Source organism: Caballeronia sp. dw_276, from assembly GCF_018449635.1.
In the GTDB taxonomy this organism is placed as follows: domain Bacteria; phylum Pseudomonadota; class Gammaproteobacteria; order Burkholderiales; family Burkholderiaceae; genus Caballeronia.
The window spans coordinates 194166-214956 of sequence record NZ_JAAVUV010000009.1; the positions used below are offsets into that span (position 1 = coordinate 194166).

The 20791-nt window shown below is 60.6% G+C and carries 20 protein-coding genes; 11 read left to right on the forward strand and 9 right to left on the reverse strand.

The annotated features are described in order from the left end of the window. Positions 1-103: 103 nt before the first annotated feature. The 5 genes from mtgA to mpl form a co-directional block, all read right to left on the reverse strand. A complete protein-coding gene (mtgA, locus tag HB633_RS20200; protein ID WP_056354852.1) occupies positions 104-826 on the reverse strand; it encodes a monofunctional biosynthetic peptidoglycan transglycosylase in 723 nt (240 codons plus the stop codon). 37 nt (positions 827-863) lie between these two features. Next, the gene (aroE, locus tag HB633_RS20205; RefSeq protein ID WP_213779948.1) at positions 864-1724 is read right to left on the reverse strand and encodes a shikimate dehydrogenase; all 861 of its coding nucleotides are present in this window, start codon (positions 1722-1724) and stop codon (positions 864-866) included. Next, positions 1721-3775, reverse strand: a complete 2055-nt coding sequence (locus HB633_RS20210) for an RNB domain-containing ribonuclease (protein WP_213779949.1) — start codon at positions 3773-3775, stop codon at positions 1721-1723. Before HB633_RS20210 ends, aroE begins: the two co-directional genes overlap by 4 nt. 102 nt (positions 3776-3877) lie before the next feature. Beyond that, positions 3878-4462 (reverse strand): YqiA/YcfP family alpha/beta fold hydrolase, encoded by a 585-nt coding sequence (locus HB633_RS20215; RefSeq protein WP_213779950.1) that lies wholly within the window; start codon positions 4460-4462, stop codon positions 3878-3880. Further along, positions 4459-5859: a UDP-N-acetylmuramate:L-alanyl-gamma-D-glutamyl-meso-diaminopimelate ligase gene (gene mpl / locus HB633_RS20220; protein WP_213779951.1), complete on the reverse strand. Its 1401-nt coding sequence runs from the start codon at positions 5857-5859 to the stop codon at positions 4459-4461. The genes HB633_RS20215 and mpl overlap by 4 nt, the downstream gene beginning before the upstream one ends. A gap of 997 nt (positions 5860-6856) precedes the next feature. Between mpl and HB633_RS20225 the strand changes: the two genes are divergently transcribed. From HB633_RS20225 to HB633_RS20270, 10 genes are all read left to right on the forward strand, one after another. Continuing rightward, the gene (locus HB633_RS20225) at positions 6857-7504 is read left to right on the forward strand and encodes a UDP-N-acetylmuramate--alanine ligase (RefSeq protein WP_213779952.1); all 648 of its coding nucleotides are present in this window, start codon (positions 6857-6859) and stop codon (positions 7502-7504) included. Continuing rightward, positions 7501-8049, forward strand: coding sequence for a TlpA disulfide reductase family protein (locus HB633_RS20230; protein ID WP_213779953.1), 549 nt, complete (start codon positions 7501-7503; stop codon positions 8047-8049). The genes HB633_RS20225 and HB633_RS20230 overlap by 4 nt, the downstream gene beginning before the upstream one ends. Positions 8050-8250: 201 nt before the next feature. After that, complete coding sequence (gene aroQ / locus HB633_RS20235; protein WP_213779954.1) at positions 8251-8703, forward strand: type II 3-dehydroquinate dehydratase; 453 nt, start codon at positions 8251-8253, stop codon at positions 8701-8703. Between the two features lie 155 nt (positions 8704-8858). Beyond that, a complete protein-coding gene (accB, locus tag HB633_RS20240) occupies positions 8859-9347 on the forward strand; it encodes an acetyl-CoA carboxylase biotin carboxyl carrier protein (RefSeq protein WP_213779955.1) in 489 nt (162 codons plus the stop codon). Between the two features lie 171 nt (positions 9348-9518). Next, positions 9519-10901, forward strand: a complete 1383-nt coding sequence (gene accC / locus HB633_RS20245) for an acetyl-CoA carboxylase biotin carboxylase subunit (RefSeq protein WP_062000277.1) — start codon at positions 9519-9521, stop codon at positions 10899-10901. Positions 10902-10916: 15 nt separating this feature from the next. After that, a complete protein-coding gene (gene prmA / locus HB633_RS20250) occupies positions 10917-11819 on the forward strand; it encodes a 50S ribosomal protein L11 methyltransferase (protein WP_213779956.1) in 903 nt (300 codons plus the stop codon). Between the two features lie 45 nt (positions 11820-11864). Then, entirely contained in the window at positions 11865-13154 is a 1290-nt protein-coding gene (locus HB633_RS20255) for a DUF3426 domain-containing protein (RefSeq protein ID WP_213779957.1), read from the forward strand. 104 nt (positions 13155-13258) lie between these two features. After that, a complete protein-coding gene (gene tpx, locus HB633_RS20260) occupies positions 13259-13759 on the forward strand; it encodes a thiol peroxidase (RefSeq protein ID WP_213779958.1) in 501 nt (166 codons plus the stop codon). A 192-nt stretch (positions 13760-13951) separates the two neighbouring features. Continuing rightward, positions 13952-14887, forward strand: coding sequence for a PfkB family carbohydrate kinase (locus HB633_RS20265; RefSeq protein WP_213779959.1), 936 nt, complete (start codon positions 13952-13954; stop codon positions 14885-14887). A 126-nt stretch (positions 14888-15013) separates the two neighbouring features. Then, on the forward strand, positions 15014-15490 hold the full coding sequence (locus tag HB633_RS20270) for a glycine zipper 2TM domain-containing protein (RefSeq protein WP_056354805.1): 477 nt from the start codon (positions 15014-15016) through the stop codon (positions 15488-15490). Positions 15491-15688: 198 nt separating this feature from the next. Here HB633_RS20270 and HB633_RS20275 read toward each other — a convergent pair whose 3' ends face one another. From HB633_RS20275 to HB633_RS20285, 4 genes are all read right to left on the reverse strand, one after another. After that, positions 15689-16402 carry a histone H1-like repetitive region-containing protein gene (locus tag HB633_RS20275; RefSeq protein ID WP_213779960.1) on the reverse strand — a complete coding sequence of 238 codons (714 nt, stop codon included), beginning with the start codon at positions 16400-16402 and terminating at the stop codon, positions 15689-15691. 30 nt (positions 16403-16432) lie between these two features. Continuing rightward, positions 16433-16747: a hypothetical protein gene (locus HB633_RS30970; RefSeq protein ID WP_255581029.1), complete on the reverse strand. Its 315-nt coding sequence runs from the start codon at positions 16745-16747 to the stop codon at positions 16433-16435. A 177-nt stretch (positions 16748-16924) separates the two neighbouring features. Then, on the reverse strand, positions 16925-18196 hold the full coding sequence (locus HB633_RS20280; RefSeq protein ID WP_213779961.1) for a ribonucleotide-diphosphate reductase subunit beta: 1272 nt from the start codon (positions 18194-18196) through the stop codon (positions 16925-16927). Between the two features lie 709 nt (positions 18197-18905). Continuing rightward, a complete protein-coding gene (locus tag HB633_RS20285; RefSeq protein ID WP_213779962.1) occupies positions 18906-19124 on the reverse strand; it encodes a DUF3820 family protein in 219 nt (72 codons plus the stop codon). Between the two features lie 135 nt (positions 19125-19259). On the opposite strand from HB633_RS20285, the gene HB633_RS20290 reads away from it, so the two are divergent. After that, complete coding sequence (locus HB633_RS20290; RefSeq protein ID WP_213779963.1) at positions 19260-20657, forward strand: MFS transporter; 1398 nt, start codon at positions 19260-19262, stop codon at positions 20655-20657. Positions 20658-20791 lie beyond the last annotated feature (134 nt).

Genomic DNA, 20791 nt, shown 5'->3' on the forward strand with positions numbered 1-20791 from the left:
GTTTCCATATTCTCGCAACTATATTGACCAAGCGGTTCCAATTATGTGCGGCAAAAAAAGACCCCGTCAGCCGGGGTCTACATTCCTGTCTTGCTAAAAGCCCTTACTGCGGCAACTCCGCCGCCCCCATCCGTCTCGCGATCACCCCCGCCCGTTGCGACAAATACGCGGAGCCACGATGTTCATCGAAGTATTTCGGCCTGGGCAGCATCACCGCCAGCCGCGCCGATTGCCACGCGGTCAGCTTCGATGCCGACGTCTTGTAGTAATAATGCGCCGCCGCTTCGGCGCCATACACGCCGTTGCCCCACTCCACCGAGTTCAGATAGATCTCGAAGATGCGCTCCTTGTCCATCCAGAGCTCGAGCATCGATGTAATCACGAGTTCCTGCGCCTTCCTCACGTAGCTCTTTTCCCGCGATAAAAACAGGTTGCGCGCCAGTTGCTGCGAAATCGTCGAACCGCCCGCCACGATCTTCCCGCGCGCCTTGTTCTTCTCCCAGGCTTGCAGGATGGCATCGGTTTCGTAGCCGTTGTTGTTGACGAAGTTCGCGTCCTCGGACGCAATGATCGCGCGCTTCAAATTGCGCGAGATCTGGTCGTACGGAACCCAGGTGTGCTGAATCGAGAGATCGGGACGATCCTGTGCGAGCCGCCAGGCGTCGGAGCGCATGAACGCCGTGGACGACGGATTCACGACCGTATAGATCCCGACCATCGCGAAGAAGTAGACCTGCGTGGCAATGGCGGCAATCGCCATCACCGAGATACCGTAGACAATCCATCGAGCCGGCCCGAGACGCACGGGCGATTTTGTTCTTGTCATCGTGCTTGTTCTGTTGGAAATGTCAGCCGCTTTAGATTTACTTCGATAACTCCAGCCGCAACGCCCGCAGCACCGCGCCGCTGTCCGGACGCACCCCGCGCCACAGGAGAAACGATTCCGCCGCCTGCTCCACGAGCATCCCCAATCCGTCCGATGACCGCGCACCCAGCGTTTGGACGTGGCGCATGAAGACGGTCGGCTGCGCGCTGTACATCATGTCGTAGGCGAGCGTGCCGGGGCCGATCGAGGTGTCATCGAAGGTGGGCAGCGCGTCGTCCAGACTTCCGGCCGTCGCGTTGACGATCACGTCGTACGGGCCCGCTTCCACGCTATCCGCACCGCCGCCCGAGAAACGCACGTTTGCGGCGCGGGCGGCATCGGAGAAATGATCGACCAGAATCTGCGCCTTCGATGCCGTCCGGTTCACGATGGTCAACGCCGCCACGCCGCAATCGAGCATCGGCAGCACAACGCCGCGCGCCGCGCCGCCGGCGCCGAGCAACAACACGCGCGCGCCCTTCAGCCCAACGCCCAGATTCCCTTCGATATCGCGCACGAGGCCAACGCCGTCGGTGTTGTCGCCGAGGACGCCATCGGCGTTGAACGCCAGTGTGTTCACTGCGCCCGCTGCCGCTGCGCGCGGCGTGAGCGTGGTGGCGAAAGCGTGTGCATCGAGCTTGAACGGCACCGTCACGTTCATGCCGCGCCCGCCCGCTTCGATGAACGCGCGGACATCGCCGGCGAATGCGCCGATGGTTCCCAGCACGCGCCCATATTCGACCGGCTCGCCGGTTTGTTCGGCGAAGCGCGCGTGAATCCACGGGGATTTGCTATGCGCGACCGGATTGCCGATCACCGCATATTGGCCGATACCCTCGCGCTTGACGCCCGATGTCATTGCGTAGGCTCCGTCGCGTCGGGCGTGTTTTCGCCCGCGGGTTCTTCGGTCGGCACCGCTTCCGCCTGCGCCTCGGCCTCGCTTTCGGCGCTCAGATCTTCCGCTTCGACCAACTCTTCTTCCGGCTCTTCGGGCTGCGTTGCGGCGCCTGAAGGTGCATCGATCACGTGCAGCAACCGGCACGATGCCTCGACCGTGAGTTCATCGAGATTCATCACTTCCAGCATCACCTTCGTCCCGCGCGCGTGCACGCCGAGGCCGGGCACATGCAACATCAGCGGAATTTCATCGAGACGCACGAGATCGTCCTTCACCACCGCCGCCACGACCTGCTTCTTGTTCTCCTGCTTCAACCAGCGCAGACACCAGAAGAATTCCATGCGCCGCTGATGATCGGCGTAGGCGGAATATTGGTCATCGAATCCCTGAACGACGGCGAACAAATCCGCGTCTTTCGGTTTGAACGGCGCGACCAGCGCGGCCGTCACGCCATGCCGGACGCACGCGAGCAATTGCCATTGATTGACCAGATCGACGTATCGACGCAACGGCGACGTGCTCCACGCATATTGCGCAACCCCGAGCCCCTCGTGCGGCGCGGGCGTGGTCTGCATGCGCGTGCGCTTCGGACCGGGCGCGCCAAAGCCACGCTGCGAGCGATAAATCCCCGGCACGCTGTGATCGTTGAGAAACGCGCCCCACGATGAATTCGCGAGAATCGCCAGTTCGGCCACGATCAGATCGAGCGGCGACCCGCGCCGACGCGGCGTGATCTCGATATGCTCGCCTTCCACGTAAAAATTGAAGTCGTTGTTACGCTGAACTTCGCGACGCAAACCGTAACCTGCGCGCGCTTCCTGACGCTTTTCGAACAGCGCCTGAGCAAGCGGCCACAGCACCGCAATGTCATCCTTGTGCGGATATTCGCCCGTTCCCGCCGCGAGCGATTCCTCGGTGACGTGTTCATCCAGATAGTTGTGACGCAGATTGCTTTTCACGAACACGCGTTCGGCGCGCGTTTCGCTGGCGACGATCTCCTGCGTTTCCCGATTCACGATGATGTAAAGCGACAGCGCCGGCCGTAACCCGCCTTCGGCGAGCGTGAACGCTTCCACGACGCTGTCGGGCAGCATCGTGATCTTGTCGCCGGGCATGTAGACGGTCGAAAGACGCGTGCGCGCGATCGCGTCGATCATGTCGCCGCGCGTGATCCCCAACGCCGGCGCCGCGATATGCACGCCGATGCGAACCCGGCCATCGGCGAGATGTTCGACGGAAAACGCGTCATCAATTTCAGTCGTCGTGACGTCGTCGATGGAAAACGCCTGCACGTCCGCTTCCGGCAGATCGTCCGGCAACGGCGGCACGGTAACCGGCGCGAAGCCCGTCCCGTGCGGGAAAAACTCGGAGAGAAAGCGCGCTTCATGCAACGCGCGCGCCGACGGAATCCCGCCGACTTCCAGCATCAGCCGCGCTTGCGAAATGCCGCGCGCGGCAGCAGCACCCTCGAGCGCCTTGTATTCGATGGAATTCTTATCCGGCTTCGTCAGCAAGCCGATCGCCTTGCCCACCAGCGCTTCAGGCAATTTGCCGGCGACGAGTTCCTCTTCGTAACCCGCCTGCACGAGCGCGAGCTGACGTTTTTTCTCCAGCCCGGCGAGCGCCATCTGCAACTGTTCCTGCGGCGCACGCTGATATTGCCCGCGGCCTTTCCGGCGGAAATACACCGGCGATCCATGCATGCGCAACACGAGCGCGGCGCGTTCGGTCGCGCCGAATTTATCGCCGAAATAATCCGCGCCGAGTTCCGCGAAGGGAAATTCGTCTTCCGGCGCGCATTCCCACAGGAAATCCAGATCGATGTCCTTGGCGATGGCGTCGGCCTCTTGCATCAGATCCGCGGCGTTCGGTTTCTCGAACTCGATCAACACGTCTTTCGCGCGCACCTTCGCGCGCCGTCCGCCCGGCAACTCGACCTGGAAAGCATCGTTTGCCTTCGACAAAACAGCGCCGGCCTTGAAACTACCCGATTCCTCGAAAAAAACGTTCACTCAGTACTCTCGAAAGACAGTTGGTCGGCAAGGCGTGCAGGCGGGCGTGTTCCCCGGTTGCCAAGCGCCAGGCCAACGAAAAATGGATGCGCTTGAAAAGTTTCAGGCCGCGGCCAGCGGCGGCCGGGCTGCGCAAAACGCCAGTACGTCGTCCATGTAACTGGAAAAGTCGCTGATGGCGTGATTGCTGCCCTGGATCAGCGTGGTTTTCACGCCGGGATAATGCTTGAGCATGGTGCGGTAATCGAGCACTTCGTCGCCCGTGGCCGCTATCAGATAGTAGCGCTCCGGGTGGGTAATCGACGGTACGGAAAGCGCACGCAATTCATCGATATGACGCGGCTCCACCACGATACTTCCACCGCCATGCCACAACGGCTGCTCGCCGATGTACGCACTCAGGTCTTCCTGCGGCACGACCGCCGGATTCAGCAGCACGGCGCGCCAGCCGTGTTGCTCGGCAAGCCACGTTGCGTAGAAGCCGCCAAGCGAACTTCCAACCAGCGTAATTTCTCCGGTAGCCTCTGCGGCGAGCGATTCGGCCAGCGCGATTGCGTCGCGCGGCGAAACCGGGAGCACGGGACAGCACCATTCATGGCTGAGTCCGAGCTCCTCCAGCCGCGCGCGCATCAATCGAGCCTTGAACGATTGCGGCGACGACCGGAAGCCATGCAGATAGAGAATCACTCACGCTCCTTCGTGGCGGGACGCGCCGACAATGCATCCAGCAATTTCTGGTGCACGCCGCCAAATCCGCCGTTGCTCATGACAAGCACATGATCGCCCGGCTTTGCCGCCGCGACGACCGACTTCACCAGGAGCGCAAGGTCGTCGAACGCGCGGGCTTTATCGCCAAGCGGGCTCAACGCCGCTTGCAGATCCCAGCCGAGTTTGTCGCGGCCTTCGTGCGCGCCGTAGCCGAAGATCAGTTCGGCGCCCGCGAGACTGGCGGGAAGTTGCGCTTTCATGGTGCCGAGTTTCATGGTGTTCGAACGCGGTTCCAGCACGGCCAGAATCCGGTTCTGTTCACCGATACGTGTTCGCAACCCCGCCACCGTCGTTTCGATGGCAGTCGGATGGTGCGCGAAGTCATCGTACACGGTCACGCCGTCGACGCTACCCTTCACTTCCATGCGCCGCTTCACGTTGCGAAACGTCGAGAGCGATTGCGTCGCTTGCGCGGGCGGAACGCCCACCGAACGCGCCGCCGCAATCGCCGCAAGCGCGTTCAGGCGATTGTGTTCGCCCTGCACTTGCCAGTCGACTACGCCCATGCGCTCGCCTTCCCAGTAGACGGCGAATTGTTCATCGGCGGGAACGCCTTCGGTTGCCGGTTGCGCTTCCCAGCCGCCTTGCACGCCGAAACGCTCGACGCCCGACCAGCAACCGCGCGTCAGCACGCGTTCGAGCGCAGCTTCGCGCCCGTTCGTCACGATCCTGCCGACACCCGGCACTGTGCGCACAAGATGATGAAATTGGGTTTCGATGGCGCCAAGATCCGGGAAGATATCCGCGTGATCGAATTCGAGGTTGTTCAGGAGCGCCGTGCGTGGGCGGTAATGGACGAACTTGGAGCGTTTATCGAAGAAAGCGGTGTCGTATTCGTCGGCTTCGATCACGAAGAAACTCGAATCCGTAAGGCGCGCCGAAATTCCGAAATTCAGCGGCACCCCGCCGATCAGGAATCCCGGATTGAGGCCCGCATCTTCCAGCAGCCACGCGAGCATGGAACTGGTGGTGGTTTTGCCGTGCGTGCCGGCGGCCGCGAGGACCCATTTGCCGTTCAGGACGTGTTCGCCGAGCCATTGTGGGCCGGAGGTATATGGCAGGCCGCGATCGAGGATGGCTTCCATCAGGGGATTGCCGCGTGTGACCACGTTGCCGATCACGTAGAGATCGGGTTCGAGCGCTATCTGTTCGACGCCATATCCTTCGATCAATTCGATGCCTTGCGCTTCGAGCTGCGTGCTCATGGGGGGATAGACGCCGGCGTCGCAGCCGGTGACGCGATGTCCGGCTTCGCGCGCGAGGACTGCGAGACCGCCCATGAATGTGCCGCAGATGCCGAGGATGTGAATGTGCATAGAGCTGGTTTTGAGGTCCGTTAGCACGGGGGGAAGTTTGGGAATATTCCTGCGCCCGGAAGGGGGATATTGTAACTGACGCCCGGGGGGCGAATGCTGGCGCGGGAGGGGGGCCGGGGAGGTCGGGGTCGGGGTCGGGGTCGGGGTCGGGGTCGGGGTCGGGGTCGGGGTGGGGGTCGGGGTCGGGGTCGGGGTCGGGGTCGGGGTCGGGGTTGGTGCTGGGTTGGTGCTGTTTGGCTCTTCGCGCGTTCCTCGTTGGCTGATTTTTTTAGCACTGTTAGCCACTGTCCGTGGCGGGACTTCATTTCTTTGTCCAACGGCGACAAAGAAACGAAGCAAAGAAAACGCCTCTCAACCGCTAATTCTTAAGTGTCCCCAGCGTGCAGTTATAACGATTTGGTACCCCAAAAGCACGCTCGGCGTATAACCTCGTCCGGTTGAAACCCTCCCCCTCCGTCAACCGCAACCCACACGCTTCGCCACCAGTGTGGGAATCCACTAATTAGGCTTCCGCGCTACGCGCGCTGGCGCCCAAACCGAAAGGGTCGGCCGTGCCGGTGGGAAGGCTTTGGGTTCAAGATGCTTTGGACCTGTTGGGCTAAGCCGTTGTTATGCGTAGGCGAGGTTTCCGTATTAACGGATTCCCACACTGGTGGCGAAGCGTGTGGGTATCTGTGTTCGGAGGGGGAGGGTTTCAGCAGGAGGTGGTTATGAGCCGAGCGTGCTTTTGGGGTACCAAACCGTTGTCACTGCACGCTGGGGACACTTATGAGCCGATTGTTGAAAGGCGTTTTCTTTGCTTCGTTTCTTTGTCGCCGAAGGACCAAGAAATGAAGTGCCGCCACGCACAGTGGCTAACAGTGCTAAAGAGATCAGATAGGACGAAACGCGCGAAGGCCTCAAAAGCAGCAACCCGGCATCAACCCCGACCGCAAGAAAAAACCTTGTCCGCCCAAGCGTCAGCGCCCCTCCTCCCCCTTCCGGTATCATCCTCATCATGATTCGCAAACCTCATTTCGACCCCCAGCGCGTCCGCGAGGAAATCGCCATCGCGGCGGCGCGAATGATCGCCGAAGACGGTCTCGACTACTCCACCGCCAAGCGCAAGGCCGCCCGCCAGGTAATCGGCGAAACCCGCGTCAGCGGCGAATGGCTCCCCGATAACACGCAAATCGAAGAAGAAATCCGCGAGTACCAGGCAATCTTTCAAAGCGAAAGTCAACCCGCCGTCCTGCGCCGGATGCGCGAAGTCACCCTCGACTGGATGCAGCGCCTAAAGCCATTCAACCCGTACGTCACAGGCGCCGTGTTGAACGGCACCGCCGGCGAGCACTCAGACATCCATCTGCAATGTTTCTGCGATAACCCCAAGGAAGTCGCCATCTATCTGCTGAACGCGAACATCCAATACGATGTCTCCGAGACCCGCCACTTCGCTGGCCGTGGCTATGTGGAAACCCTGAGCTTTCTCACGCGGCCCTCGCGCGACGAAGAACCCATGGGCCTGCACATCGCGCTCTACGATACCAACGACCTCCGGGGCGCCGTACGCGCCGACGGCCGCGGCAAACTTGCCCGCGCGAACGCCGCCGCTGTCCAGGCGCTGCTCGACGAACCACCTTCTACACCGGCCACATCACTATGAAACCCATGCGCATCGTAGTCGCCCTGATCGTTGCCATCGCGGCGACCGGCGGCGGTTTTTACGCAAGCCACCTGATCTTGGGCGGCAGCCCGAGCGAAGCGGCCATGACGACATCGGCGAAAAGCAATGCCGTCGATGACCTCTGGAAACAGCAACTGCAGATGGCCGCCGGCACGCAGCAAAACCTGGCATCGTTCAAAGGCAAACCTGTCGTGGTGAACTTCTGGGCGTCATGGTGCGGCCCGTGCGTCAAGGAAATGCCGACGCTCGCCGCGTTGCATCGCGAATATGAGAAGAAAGGCATTACGTTCATTGGCCTCGGCGTCGATTCCGAGAAGAACGTGAATGCGTTCCTGCAGAAGGTGCCGGTCGATTACCCCATCTATATTGCGGGCTTCGGCGGCGCGGACCTGGCTCGCAGCTTCGGCAACAACGCCGGCGCCCTGCCTTTTACGGTTGTCATCGACGCAAAGGGCAACATCCGCTCGACCAAGCTCGGCGAAGTCGATCCAAAAGAGCTGAAAGCGACGCTGGATGCCCTTTGAGCCTCTTGTTGATGCGGGTCAAATCGAAACGATTCACGTAAAGTTAACAGTAATTCGGCGAACTTTGCCCGAAAATGCGTGCAAAATGCGCGTGTACACACGCAACGCTCCCGAGCCGGGAGCCTGTGCGGCGTTGTAAAACTAGACAAAATTCTCTAAAGGGCGCTAAAGTGCGCCCAACTCCGCATAAACCAAAGCCCTATGTCACGACTGCTGGTGCTTCACGGCCCTAATCTAAACCTGCTCGGCACTCGCGAGCCGGACGTCTACGGCCGGGTCACGCTCGCTCAGATCGATCAAGCGCTGGCAGACAAGGCAAAGGCGGCAGGCGCGGAATTGTCGTCATTTCAGAGCAATCACGAAGGCGCGATCGTCGACCGCATTCAGCAAGCGCGCACTGAACAAGTGGACTTCGTGCTGATCAATCCGGCCGCGTACACCCATACGAGCGTCGCGATCCGCGATGCACTTGCGGGCGTCGCGCTGCCGTTCGTCGAGATTCATCTGTCGAACGTCCACAAGCGGGAAGCTTTCCGGCATCACTCTTATTTCTCCGATCTCGCTGAAGCCGTGATTTGCGGCCTCGGCTGGAAAGGCTATCTGTATGCGCTCGACTTTGCACTCGAACGCGTTGCCCTGAAGACGCGCGATTGAGTCGCGATCCGCACGCAAAGGCTGGATCGAGCGCACACCGTGACGCGGAGCCAGCGTCTGCAGCGCCCGACGATGCACCCGTCAGCGGCACCCAAAAACCAAGTCAAGCACCGGAAAACGCTTCCGGTCACCAAGCATTGAAAGGGGAATTTTCGATGGACCTTCGTAAACTCAAAACGCTGATCGACCTCGTCTCTGAATCCGGTATCTCGGAACTCGAAGTGACCGAGGGCGAAGGCAAGGTTCGCATCGTCAAGAATGCCGCGCCGGTCTACATGCAGGCCCCGCAGTACATGCCGCAAGGCCAGATGGGCCAAGCGCCGCAATACAGCCAGCCGGGCGATGCAGGCAACGGCGGCGGCTCTGCCGCAGGCGCGCCGGCCACGCCCGCTGCCGTTGTGCAGCAAGGACACGTGGTGACTTCGCCGATGGTCGGCTCGTTCTATCGCGCGCCGTCGCCGGGCGCCGACGCGTTCGTGCAAGTAGGCGATACGGTCAAGGAAGGGCAGACGCTTTGCATTATCGAAGCAATGAAGCTGCTCAATGAAATCGAGTCGGACAAGTCTGGCGTCGTGAAGGAAATCCTGGTCGAGAACGGCCAGGCCGTCGAGTACGGTCAGCCGCTCTTCGTGATCGGCGATTGATTTCCCGCGCTTCGACCGGGGCGTCGCACGCAGCACGCGCGCCCGGTGAAACGCAGCACTCGGGCACTCGCCGCGTTTGTCGGACAGACAACGGGCGAGAAGCGCCGCCGATCTCCCAGGAACGCCTCGGACCCTTGTCCCGGCGATCCATCGATGAGTCGAAACCTTGCTATGTTTGAAAAAATTCTCATTGCGAACCGTGGTGAAATCGCGCTGCGAATCCAGCGCGCCTGCCGCGAACTCGGCGTCAAGACGGTCATCGTCTATTCGGAAGCCGATAAAGAAGCGAAGTACGTGAAACTGGCCGACGAAGCCGTGTGTATTGGACCGGCTCCGTCCAACCTGAGCTACCTCAACATGCCGGCGCTGATCAGCGCGGCCGAAGTCACCGATGCCGAAGCGATCCACCCCGGCTACGGTTTCCTGTCGGAGAACGCGGATTTCGCGGAACGCGTCGAGCAGTCGGGCTTCACGTTCATCGGCCCGCGTCCGGAAACGATCCGCATGATGGGCGACAAGGTCTCCGCCAAGCAGACGATGATCAAGACCGGCGTGCCGTGCGTGCCGGGTTCTGAAGGTGCGTTGCCCGACGATCCTAAGGAGATCGTGAAAATTGCGCGCGCCGTGGGTTATCCGGTGATCATCAAGGCGGCGGGCGGCGGCGGCGGCCGCGGCATGCGCGTGGTGCACACAGAAGCGGCGCTGGTCAACGCAGTGAACATGACCCGCGAAGAAGCCGGCCGCGCGTTCGGTAATCCGCAGGTCTACATGGAAAAATTCCTGGAGAACCCGCGGCATATCGAAATCCAGATCCTCGCCGATTCGTTCCGTAACGCAATCTGGCTCGGCGAACGCGATTGCTCCATGCAGCGCCGTCACCAGAAGGTGATCGAAGAAGCGCCGGCGCCGGGCATTCCGCGCCGCCTGATCGACCGGATTGGCGATCGTTGCGCCGATGCCTGCAAGAAGATGGGTTATCTCGGCGCGGGCACGTTCGAATTCCTGTACGAAAACAACGAGTTTTATTTCATCGAAATGAACACGCGCGTACAGGTCGAGCATCCGGTGACGGAGCTGATCACGGGCGTGGATATCGTTCAGGAACAAATTCGTATTGCCGCCGGCGAAAAGCTCGCGTTCCGCCAGAAGGACATTCAGTTCCGCGGTCACGCGATCGAATGCCGGATCAACGCGGAAGATCCGTTCAAGTTCACGCCGTCGCCGGGACGTCTTACGTCGTGGCATGCGCCGGGCGGCCCGGGAATTCGCGTCGACTCGCACGTGTACAACGGTTATTTCGTTCCGCCGAACTACGATTCGATGATCGGCAAGCTGATCTCGTACGGTGCGACCCGTGAGCAGGCGATCAACCGCATGCGCATTGCGTTGTCGGAGATGGTCGTGGAAGGCATCTCGACCAACATCCCGCTGCATCGCGAGATGATGATCGATGCCAAGTTCGTCGAAGGCGGCACGAGCATTCACTACCTCGAAAACAAGCTTGCCGCGCGCAAGGCGGCCGCCGCCGTCGCCGCGGAAGACGCAGCACTATAAGTAAGGCAGCAAAAGATGAGCTACCGGGAATTGATCGCCGAGCTGGACCGGGAACACGCGGAAGCGTTGTCGGACGCGTTGCTGGAATTGGGCGCGCTGTCGGTATCGGTGGAAGACGCCGACGCCGATACCCCCGACGAGCAACCTCTGTTCGGCGAGCCCGGCCTCACGCCGGACCAGAAGGCGTGGAATCGTTCGCGCGTGGTCGCGCTGCTGTCCAATGACGCCGATCCCGCCGTGCTGCTCGCGGCGGCGGCGAACGAAATAGGCTTGAAGGACGCGCCTTCGTTCACGTTGCGCGACGTCGAGGATCAGGACTGGGTACGTCTCACGCAATCTCAGTTCGATCCGATTCCCATTGGCAAGCGGATCTGGGTCGTGCCGTCCTGGCACGATGCGCCCGAACCCGACGCGCTCGTGCTCGAACTCGATCCGGGTCTTGCGTTCGGTACCGGAAGCCACCCGACCACGCGGCTTTGCATGGAGTGGATCGAGCAATCGGTTTTCCAGAATCAGTCCGTGCTCGACTACGGTTGTGGTTCCGGAATCCTCGCGATTCTTGCGAAAAAATGTGGTGCAAATCCGGTGATTGGAATCGATATCGATCCGCAAGCCGTCGAGTCCGCGCGCCAGAACAGCGAGCGCAATCACGCGGAAGTCACCTACGGTTTGCCCGACGATCTGGCCGAAGGACAGTTCGATATTGTGGTCGCCAACATCTTGTCGAACCCGCTGAAACTAATGGCGTCGATGCTTTCCGCGCGCGTGAAACCGGGCGGACGCATTGCTTTATCGGGCATTCTTGCGCGTCAGGCCGATGAAGTTGCAGCCGTGTACGCGCGCTGGATCGACATCAGCGTGTGGCGCGAGCACGAAGGATGGGTATGTCTTGCCGGTACCCGCCGCGAAAGCCTTTAGAATAGCGCCATCGTCCTTCTACTGGCCTCTGGCCTTCGGCTAACTATGGCGCTGGCTACCCGCTGTCCCCACTGCGATACGGTTTTCCGTCTTGACCCGCATCTGCTCGCGCCGCACGACGGCCGTGTGCGCTGCGGCCATTGCCAGGAAATCTTCGATGCCGCGCACTATCAATTCGACCGCGATGCCATCGCGATAACCGCACGCGCCACGGCCACGCATACGCCCAAGCCTACGCCCGCTCCGAACTACGGCGCTGACCCGGCAAGTCCGTGGGCGGAAAAGTCGAGCGCGGAAGTCGCCGGCGGCAAGAACGATGCGCTGGGCATTCCGCTACACCCGTTCATCCCCGATACCGCGCTTGGACCCCAGGCGGAGGATGCCATCCCGGCACAACCCAGGCATGTCGAGCTGGAGGAAGAACCGTTCGCCGGATTGGCAGAGGCGCAGGCCCAGGCAAGCGCACGTACCCGAGACGCAAGCGATTTCCCCGGCGACGGCCGCGCCGAATCCCCGTGGCACGAGATCAATCATCCCGAGGCGCGGGCCGAGGCAAACACCCGGACTCGCAACGATCCGTTTATCGGCCGGACTGAACCCGAACCGGCGAAGCGCGTCGATCCGTTTATTGGCCGCACGGAGCCGTTTGTCGGACGCACCGCACCGCGCACCGAACCGGAACCGCCTGCGCCAAGACGCGCCGAAACGCCTCCCGCTGCTGCGTGGGGCGAAGAACCCGACGACGACGACCATCATGCCGATGCCGAGCCGCGTTTCGGCCGCCCGGCATCGACCGTTCCTCCGCCTTCGGAGCCCTTCCCTGTCATCCGCGAAACCCGTCCGCCTGCACGTTCGGGCATGGCGTGGAAGATCATCGGCTCATTGATCGCGCTCGTGCTGCTGGTCGGGCTCGCCGCGCAAGTCGCGTGGTGGCAGCGGGAGACCGTCATGGTCTACTGGCCGGCATCGCAGCCGCTGTTCGCGCAGGCGTGTGAACAAGTTGGCTGCGTGGTTGCGCCGCCGCGCGATATCGATGGATTGCAGATCGAAAATTCCGGCCTGCGTCAGGTGGATGGATCGCATAAGCTCGAGCTGAAACTGTCGCTTCGCAATCGTTTCGACTTGGCCATTGCGTATCCGGCGCTGGAACTCACGCTCCTCGACGACAAGAACAACGTCGCGATTCGCCGTGTGCTCTGGCCGCAGGATTACGCGCGGCCGGGAACGCAGATCGGCACGGGACTCGCTGCGCGCAGCACGCAGCCGGTTATCGTCCGGCTCGATACCGGCGACGCCGTTGCGGCGAATTATCGCGTGCAGATTTTCTACCCCTGACGCGCTTCACTCTTAGTTAGTCGTTGTCTCCGTGCGCGCTGCCCGTCCGTCCCGGCCGGTCGGCGTGCTCAATCCCTGAACATCAGACCCATTCTGGAGTAGACATGAGCCAAGTTACCCTCGGCGGCAACCCGATCGAAGTCGCCGGCACGTTTCCCGCAGCTGGCGCAAAAGCAGCCGATTTCACGCTGGTCGGCAAGGACCTCGGCAATCTGACGCTCGCAAGTTTCGGCGGCAAGCGCAAAGTGCTGAACATCGTCCCGAGCCTGGACACGCCGACGTGCGCCACGTCCACGCGCAAGTTCAACGAAGCCGCGGCCGGCCTCGACAACACGGTCGTCGTGGTGGTTTCGGGCGACCTGCCGTTTGCCGCAACGCGCTTTTGCACGACCGAAGGCATCGCGAACGTGGTGACGGCTTCGACGTTCCGCGGTCATGATTTCGCCAAGGCGTATGGCGTCGATGTCACGAGCGGTCCGCTCACGGGCCTGACGGCGCGCGCGGTTGTGGTTATCGATGAAAACGACAAGGTTCTGTACTCCGAACTCGTGCCGGAAATCAAGAACGAGCCGAATTACGACGCAGCGCTTGCCGCGTTGAAGTAAGCGGAAGAAATTGCGGGACGCCGGCGAGACGGGAATACCGCCCGCCGGCAATGCATCACGCCGGCATGTGCATTCGTGACGTCGAAGAACGCGCGACGTGACGAATGCGCAGCGCCATCACCCGGGCATGCACGGTGCTCAGGAACATTCACCTGCGCGTACTTTTACATATCATTTTCAGGGATTTCGCCAGTGTCTACGCTCATCTGCGGCTCGCTTGCCTACGACAACATCATGACGTTCCAGGGCCGCTTCGGCGACCACATCCTGCCGGACCAGGTACATCAGCTGAACATCAGCTTCCTCGTCCCCACGATGCGGCGCAACTTCGGCGGCTGCGCAGGCAACATTGCCTACGCACTGCAGCTGCTCGGCGGCGACGCGAAGATCATGGCGACGCTCGGTGAAGCCGACGCCCAGCTCTACCTCGATCGGTTCGACGCCCTGGGTTTGTCGCGCGAATACGTGCGCGTACTGCCTGACCAGCACTCGGCGCAATGCTTCATCACGACCGATCTGGCGAACAACCAGATCACCGCGTTCCACCCCGGCGCCATGATGGATTCGCACCTGAATCACGCTGGAGAAACCAAGGGCATCACGCTCGGAATCGTCGCACCGGACGGCGCCGACGGCATGCGCCAGCACGTCGAAGAACTCGCGGCGGCAGGCATTCCGTTTGTTTTCGATCCGGGCCAGGGCCTGCCGATTCTCGAAGGTGTAGAGCTTTGTCGCATGATTGAACTTGCCACATACGTGGCGGTCAACGATTACGAGGCGAAATTGTTGAGCAACAAGACCGGCTGGTCTATCGATGAAATTTTGAGCCGCGTCGACGCGTTGATCATCACGCGCGGCGAGCACGGCGCGCAGATTTTGCACGCAGACGGTATCGAAGAAATTCCGGTTGTGAAGGCGGAGAAGATCGTCGACCCGACCGGTTGCGGTGACGCATTTCGCGGCGGTCTGCTTTACGGTATCGAAAACAAACTCGGCTGGGCAAAGACCGGTCGTCTTGCGAGCCTGATGGGATCGCTCAAGATCGAGCATCAGGGACCGCAAACTTACGCGCCCACGCGCGCTGAAATCGACGCCCACTTCAAGACGGCGTTTGGTATGGCGCTTTGAGAATTTGATGTGGTGCAGTAAAGCAGCAAAAGTAACGAAGCAGACCTGGTGCTGCTTCAGCAACGACAGGTGCAGCCGGCTGGCGGTCAAGTGCCGCAGGCGGCCGTAATTTAGTGGGAGTAGAGAATGAACATGACAAGTCGAATAGCGCTGGCAGCAGCGCTGATAAGCACCGTCTTCGTGACGGGATGCGCCTATAACAGCAGCTCGCCGGACGTGTACACGGCGTCGCAGGCACAACGCGAAGAAACGGTCCGCATGGGCACCGTCGACAGCGTGCGCGGCGTGAAGATCAGCTCGAACAACGGCCAGCCGAGCGGCCTTGGCGCTATCGGCGGCGGCGCACTAGGTGCGGTGGCAGGCAGCGCGCTGGGCGGCGGACGCGGCTCGATCCTGACGGGTATCGTTGGTGGTATCGCGGGTGCGGTGGCGGGTAACGCGGTTGAGAACGGCGTCGCCACGCAGAACGGACTGGAGATCACCGTGCGCCTCGATAACGGCGACATGCGCGCCATTACGCAAACTGCGACCGGCGAAGTGTTCCAGGCTGGTGAACGTGTCCGCTTGTTGTCGAGCGGTGGCGTGACGCGGGTGACGCACTGAACGTCTGATGCACCGGCGCGATTGAGCTGATCGCGCGGCGCTGAAGAAAAACGCATTTGCCTTCGCGGGCACATGCGTTTTTTTTCCCCGTAAAAAAACCCGCCGCCGATACAAACCGGACAGCGGGTTTGGACCGCATAGCACTACGCGGTCGCGAGACACACAGCGTGTGTCGATTTACTGCATCACACCCTGCGCTTACGGACGGCTGCCCGTCGGGAACGGCCATGCGGCGGCCGGGTTCAACGCCGTCTTGACCGTTGCAGCCGGAGCCGGCGCTGCGGGGGTCGTTGCCGTCGTTGCCGGTGCTACAGCAGTCGTCTTCTTCGCAGCGGCAGCCTTCTTGGCCGGAGCCTTCTTGGCAACCGGAGCCGGCGCTGCAGCGGGAGCTGCGGCAGGGGCAGGCGTTGCAGCTTTCTTCGCAGGCGCGGCCTTCTTCGCAGCAGGGGCAGCCTTCTTGGCGGGCGCAGCCTTCTTGGCGGCCGCCTTTTTGGCAGGTGCCTTCTTAGCAGGCGCCTTTTTGGCAGCAGCCTTTTTAGCAGGCGCCTTCTTGGCAGCGGCCTTCTTCGCAGGCGCTTTCTTGGCAGGCGCCTTTTTAGCAGCAGCCTTCTTGGCAGGCGCCTTCTTGGCAGCAGCCTTCTTCGCCGGCGCCTTCTTCGCTGCAACCTTCTTCACTGCAACTTTCTTGGCAGCAACTTTCTTCGCCGGCGCCTTCTTGGCAGCAACCTTCTTTGCTGCAACCTTCTTCGCCGCGACCTTCTTCACTGCGACTTTCTTGGTTGCAACTTTCTTGGCGGCTACTTTCTTAGCTGCCGGAGCCTTCTTCGCTACCGTTGCCTTCTTGGCAGCCGTCTTCTTAACGGCCGGCTTTGCTGCAGCCTTCTTTGCGACGGATTTCTTGGCTAATGCCATCATTTTCTCCTTCAGGTTTCAAGATGAGAGTCAGTTCAAACAACACCCTTCGTCAAAACCCGCTTCCCGCGTGGGCTTCTCAGGACGCACGCTGCGAAGCGGATTATTCATCGGCGTACGCTGATGGAGCTTGCTTACGCTAATGAATACGGCAAGGCGCGCGGTGCCACAAGGCACCGCGCGCCAAATTAAGTCAGCACCTTGAAGCGGTGCCGGCAATCGCTTGATCGGGCCATCGGCACTGCCGACGGCATATTTCGGGGGGAAGTTTGCCCGTCCCACTGAAGGGTCCGCAAAACGCCTGTCATCTATAAGGGCTGTCAAGCCACAAGGCGCACTTCGCATCAGGCGACCGTTCTCCTAAACCTGTTGGACCGGCGCGCGAGCAATCTTGATCGCACGCATAAGCGCCGGTTTGCTTTTCACCCGTCTACTCGGCGCCATGACAGGCGCCTGGTCTGCATCTCATTCGTAGCGGCAATGCGTCCATTGCCGCCGGCTGACGCTGATTCGCTTCCCCGCTTATTCCCAGGTCAGCGCGCCGCCAGTCTGATACTCAATCACTCGCGTCTCGAAGAAGTTGCGTTCCTTCTTCAAGTCGATCATCTCGCTCATCCACGGGAACGGGTTTTCCTCGTTCGGGAACAGCGTGTCGAGACCGATCTGCTGGCATCGACGATTACAGATGAAGCGCAAATAGCTCTTGAACATGGATGCATTCAGACCGAGCACGCCGCGCGGCATCGTATCTTCTGCATACCGGTACTCAAGTTCAACAGCCTGCTGGAAAATCTCGCGGATCTCCGCGCGGAATTCCGGCGTCCACAGTTGCGGCTCTTCGAGCTTGATCTGGTTGATCAGGTCGATACCGAAATTGCAGTGCATCGACTCGTCGCGCAGGATGTATTGATACTGCTCCGCTGCACCCGTCATCTTGTTCTGGCGACCCAGCGCCAGGATCTGCGTAAAGCCAACGTAGAAGAACAAGCCTTCCATCACGCAAGCAAACACGATCAACGACTTCAGCAATTTCTGGTCCGCTTCGAGCGTACCCGTGGTGAAGGCCGGATCAGTCAGCGTGTTGATGAACGGAATCAGGAACTCGTCCTTCGCGCGAATCGAGTCGACCTCGTGATACGCGTTGAAGATTTCGCTCTCGTCCAGACCCAGCGATTCGACGATGTACTGATACGCGTGCGTGTGGATCGCTTCCTCGAACGCCTGACGCAGCAGGAACTGGCGGCACTCGGGCGCGGTGATGTGGCGATACGTGCCGAGCACGATGTTGTTCGCCGCCAGCGAATCCGCCGTCACGAAAAAACCGAGGTTGCGCTTCACGATGCGGCGCTCGTCGTCGGACAGACCGTTAGGATCTTTCCACAACGCGATGTCGCGCGACATGTTCACTTCCTGCGGCATCCAGTGGTTCGCACAACCCGCCAGATACTTTTCCCACGCCCACTTGTACTTGAACGGCACCAACTGGTTCACGTCGGTCTTGCCGTTGATGATGCGCTTGTCCGCTACATTCACGCGCTTTGCACTTGCAGCCTCGATGTCGCTGGCGCTCGGTGCTGCGGGAGCAACGAAGTCGCTCGCAAAAATATTCGCGCCTACTGGCGTTTGATGGGCAGTTTGAAGAACGCCATGGCCCGCAACATGTGCAGCGCTCGGAGCAGCTGCACGTGATGCCTGACTGACGCCGGCAACCTGACCTGCCGGGTTACGCAACGTGTTGTGTTGCGAACCGTTCGAGGGAGTTACGGCAGTGGTCTCGTCATCCCAGTTGAGCATAAATTCTCACCATCAATTTAGATCGGTTTGTACCATCTTTCCATGAGCGATAAAAGAGCTTGCTCATAAAAATCCTGTTTTCGTGTTGACGCTGCTACTTGCATACAACACTTTGCGTTGAGCTCACTGCTTGAAGCTTCATGCGAGATGTTGCTGAACGTGTTCGATGCAGTGCTCTCGCGGTGCTCTCGCAGCGCTCTTTCACGCTCTTCACAACGTCGTGATGCGTTGCTGCGAATCATCCTGAGTGTGTCTTTTGAAGCGTGACGTCCAGTGACTTTCGTTGCATTCGAACTTCAATTGCCTTCGATGAAATCCTGACTCGTCCGCGTGTTGATGCAAGTGCATTTGCTGCGGGTTCGTACGATGCGCGACGCGTTCAATCCACGCGTTCAATTCAGTTAAGTCGATCTTCGCGATGCGCACAAGCAAAGCTTTGAATCTGATCCTCTGCGACACGTTTTTTGATCGCTCGGACGCTCTCTTCAACGCCCGCGAACCCGCCTGTCTCGCAGTGGAAACAAAGCGCTTTCGCGTCGTGTTTCCATGGTGAAAGTGTAGCACTCGATGCCTTCATCGCAAAGGTTAAAAACACAAAATCTTGGGTGTTTTGGGCCAGCACAAACTACCTATAGTACAAGTGGATGCATCGTGCAAGCACCGGCCAGAGCGTCGAAATCACGCCGCGAAGCCTTGCTCAGCATCGCGTTCAAGCACGTTTGTCACGCAGCGGCGCGAGCAGTTCGCGCAAGTTGTTGTGATCGATTTCGTGCATCAACGCAATCAGCCGGCCGAGTTGTCCTGCAGGAAAACCCTCACGCGCAAACCACGCGAGATAGTGACCGGGCAGGTCCGCAAGCAAGCGGTCCTTGTACTTTCCGTAAGGCATTTTTTGCGTGACGAGACGCTGCAAATCTTGGGGGTCCATCGTCGTGCTCCTTGTGTTTTTCCTGCGCGAGGTAGCGCTCATCGTGACAGCGCGGCGGCACTTCGCGATGTCGCTGCCTTGATATCGATGCCATAATCGCAACTCCCGCCGCGAAGAGATCCCCTTCCGTTCTCCATGTCGCTAGCCATCAAAGCTTTCGTTGCCCCTCTCATCGTCGCGTGCGCGATGTTCATGGAAAGCGTCGATGCCAACGTCATCGTCACCGCGATCCCCGAAATGGCCAAAGCTTTCGGCCGCGATCCTGTAACACTAAAGATTGCCGTCACGAGTTATGTGCTCGGCCTCGGCGTGTTCATTCCAATCTGCGGCTGGGTCGCCGACCGCTTCGGCGCACGCACCATCTTTCGTCTTGCCATCGGCATTTTCGTTGCCGGCTCGATCCTGTGCGCGGCCTCCACCTCGCTGATCCCCTTCACGCTCGCGCGCTTCGTGCAAGGCGTCGGCGGCGCGATGATGGTGCCGGTCGGGCGGATCATCATCTTCCGCTCGGTGCGGCGCTCCGAATTCATCCGCGCGATGAACTATCTTTCTCTGCCTGCGATGTTCGGTCCCGCCGTGGGCCCGCTGCTCGGCGGTTTCATCACGACCTATCTGCACTGGCGCCTGATTTTTTTCATCAACATCCCGATCGGCATCGCCGGGATCTACCTCACTAACAAGTACATCGCGAACGTGCGTGAAGCGCATCCGGGGCCCCTCGACTGGCTGGGCTTCTTTTTGTCGGCGATGGGCGGCACGCTGTTTCTCCTCGGGCTCTCGCTGATCGGCGGCGAGCTGGTCACCGATCGCGTCGCGGCCGGCATGGCGCTCGGCGGCGTGGTGTTTCTCGTGCTGTATCTCCTGCATTCGCGGCGCATCAAGCTGCCACTGCTCGATCTCAGCTTCCTGCGCGTGCCGACCTTCCAGGCAAGTGTGGTCGGCGGCTCGCTGTTTCGTATCGGCCTTGGCGCCGTGCCGTTCCTGCTGCCGCTCGCCATGCAGGAAGGACTGGGCATGAGCGCATTCAAGTCGGGCTCGATCACCTGCGCATCGGCTGTCGGCGGCATGTTCATGCGCTCGCTGGCCTCGCGCGTGCTGCATCGCTTCGGCTTCCGGCAGACGCTGATGGTGAACGCAGCGCTCTCGGGCATTGCGATCGCGGCGTGCGGCATGTTCTATCCCGGCACGCCGACATGGCTCATCTGGGCGGTCGTGCTGCTCGGCGGATTCTTCCCGGCGTTGCAATTTACGAGCCTCAACTCGCTGACGTATGCCGAGATCGAGAGCCGTGATGTTGGCCGCGCCACGAGTCTCGGCAGTTTTATCCAGCAGGTTTCGCTGGGACTGGGCGTGACCGTTGGCGGAATTGCGCTGCAGATTTCTCACGATCTGCAAGGACATCCGCAAATGGTCTGGTCGGATTTCTGGCCGGCGTTTGTGGTTGTCGGCATGTTTTCGTTTCTTTCGATTCCGATTACCGCAAGGCTTTCCCGCGATGCCGGGCACGAGATATCGCGGGGAACGCGAGGATAAGCGGCGAGTACACATGGAAAAGGCCGGTATCGAATCCGGCCGCCACTTCCTGACTGGGAAGAACAACCGCTTTCGTACCGGCCTCTGCTAATTACTGTACTTATTAGCGACGGGTTATCTGCAACCCGTCGCCT

Excerpts from the sequence above, each read along its gene's own strand:
- HB633_RS20255 (WP_213779957.1), top strand. The coding sequence starts at position 11,865 with ATGGCGCTGGCTACCCGCTGTCCCCACTGCGATACGGTTTTCCGTCTT.
- mpl (WP_213779951.1), bottom strand. The coding sequence starts at position 5,859 with ATGCACATTCACATCCTCGGCATCTGCGGCACATTCATGGGCGGTCTC.
- aroE (WP_213779948.1), bottom strand. The coding sequence starts at position 1,724 with ATGACATCGGGCGTCAAGCGCGAGGGTATCGGCCAATATGCGGTGATC.
- tpx (WP_213779958.1), top strand. The coding sequence starts at position 13,259 with ATGAGCCAAGTTACCCTCGGCGGCAACCCGATCGAAGTCGCCGGCACG.
- HB633_RS20290 (WP_213779963.1), top strand. The coding sequence starts at position 19,260 with ATGTCGCTAGCCATCAAAGCTTTCGTTGCCCCTCTCATCGTCGCGTGC.
- accB (WP_213779955.1), top strand. The coding sequence starts at position 8,859 with ATGGACCTTCGTAAACTCAAAACGCTGATCGACCTCGTCTCTGAATCC.
- HB633_RS20285 (WP_213779962.1), bottom strand. The coding sequence starts at position 19,124 with ATGGACCCCCAAGATTTGCAGCGTCTCGTCACGCAAAAAATGCCTTAC.
- prmA (WP_213779956.1), top strand. The coding sequence starts at position 10,917 with ATGAGCTACCGGGAATTGATCGCCGAGCTGGACCGGGAACACGCGGAA.
- HB633_RS30970 (WP_255581029.1), bottom strand. The coding sequence starts at position 16,747 with ATGCGAAGTGCGCCTTGTGGCTTGACAGCCCTTATAGATGACAGGCGT.
- HB633_RS20270 (WP_056354805.1), top strand. The coding sequence starts at position 15,014 with ATGAACATGACAAGTCGAATAGCGCTGGCAGCAGCGCTGATAAGCACC.
- HB633_RS20280 (WP_213779961.1), bottom strand. The coding sequence starts at position 18,196 with ATGCTCAACTGGGATGACGAGACCACTGCCGTAACTCCCTCGAACGGT.
- HB633_RS20275 (WP_213779960.1), bottom strand. The coding sequence starts at position 16,402 with ATGGCATTAGCCAAGAAATCCGTCGCAAAGAAGGCTGCAGCAAAGCCG.
- mtgA (WP_056354852.1), bottom strand. The coding sequence starts at position 826 with ATGACAAGAACAAAATCGCCCGTGCGTCTCGGGCCGGCTCGATGGATT.
- HB633_RS20225 (WP_213779952.1), top strand. The coding sequence starts at position 6,857 with ATGATTCGCAAACCTCATTTCGACCCCCAGCGCGTCCGCGAGGAAATC.
- aroQ (WP_213779954.1), top strand. The coding sequence starts at position 8,251 with ATGTCACGACTGCTGGTGCTTCACGGCCCTAATCTAAACCTGCTCGGC.
- accC (WP_062000277.1), top strand. The coding sequence starts at position 9,519 with ATGTTTGAAAAAATTCTCATTGCGAACCGTGGTGAAATCGCGCTGCGA.
- HB633_RS20230 (WP_213779953.1), top strand. The coding sequence starts at position 7,501 with ATGAAACCCATGCGCATCGTAGTCGCCCTGATCGTTGCCATCGCGGCG.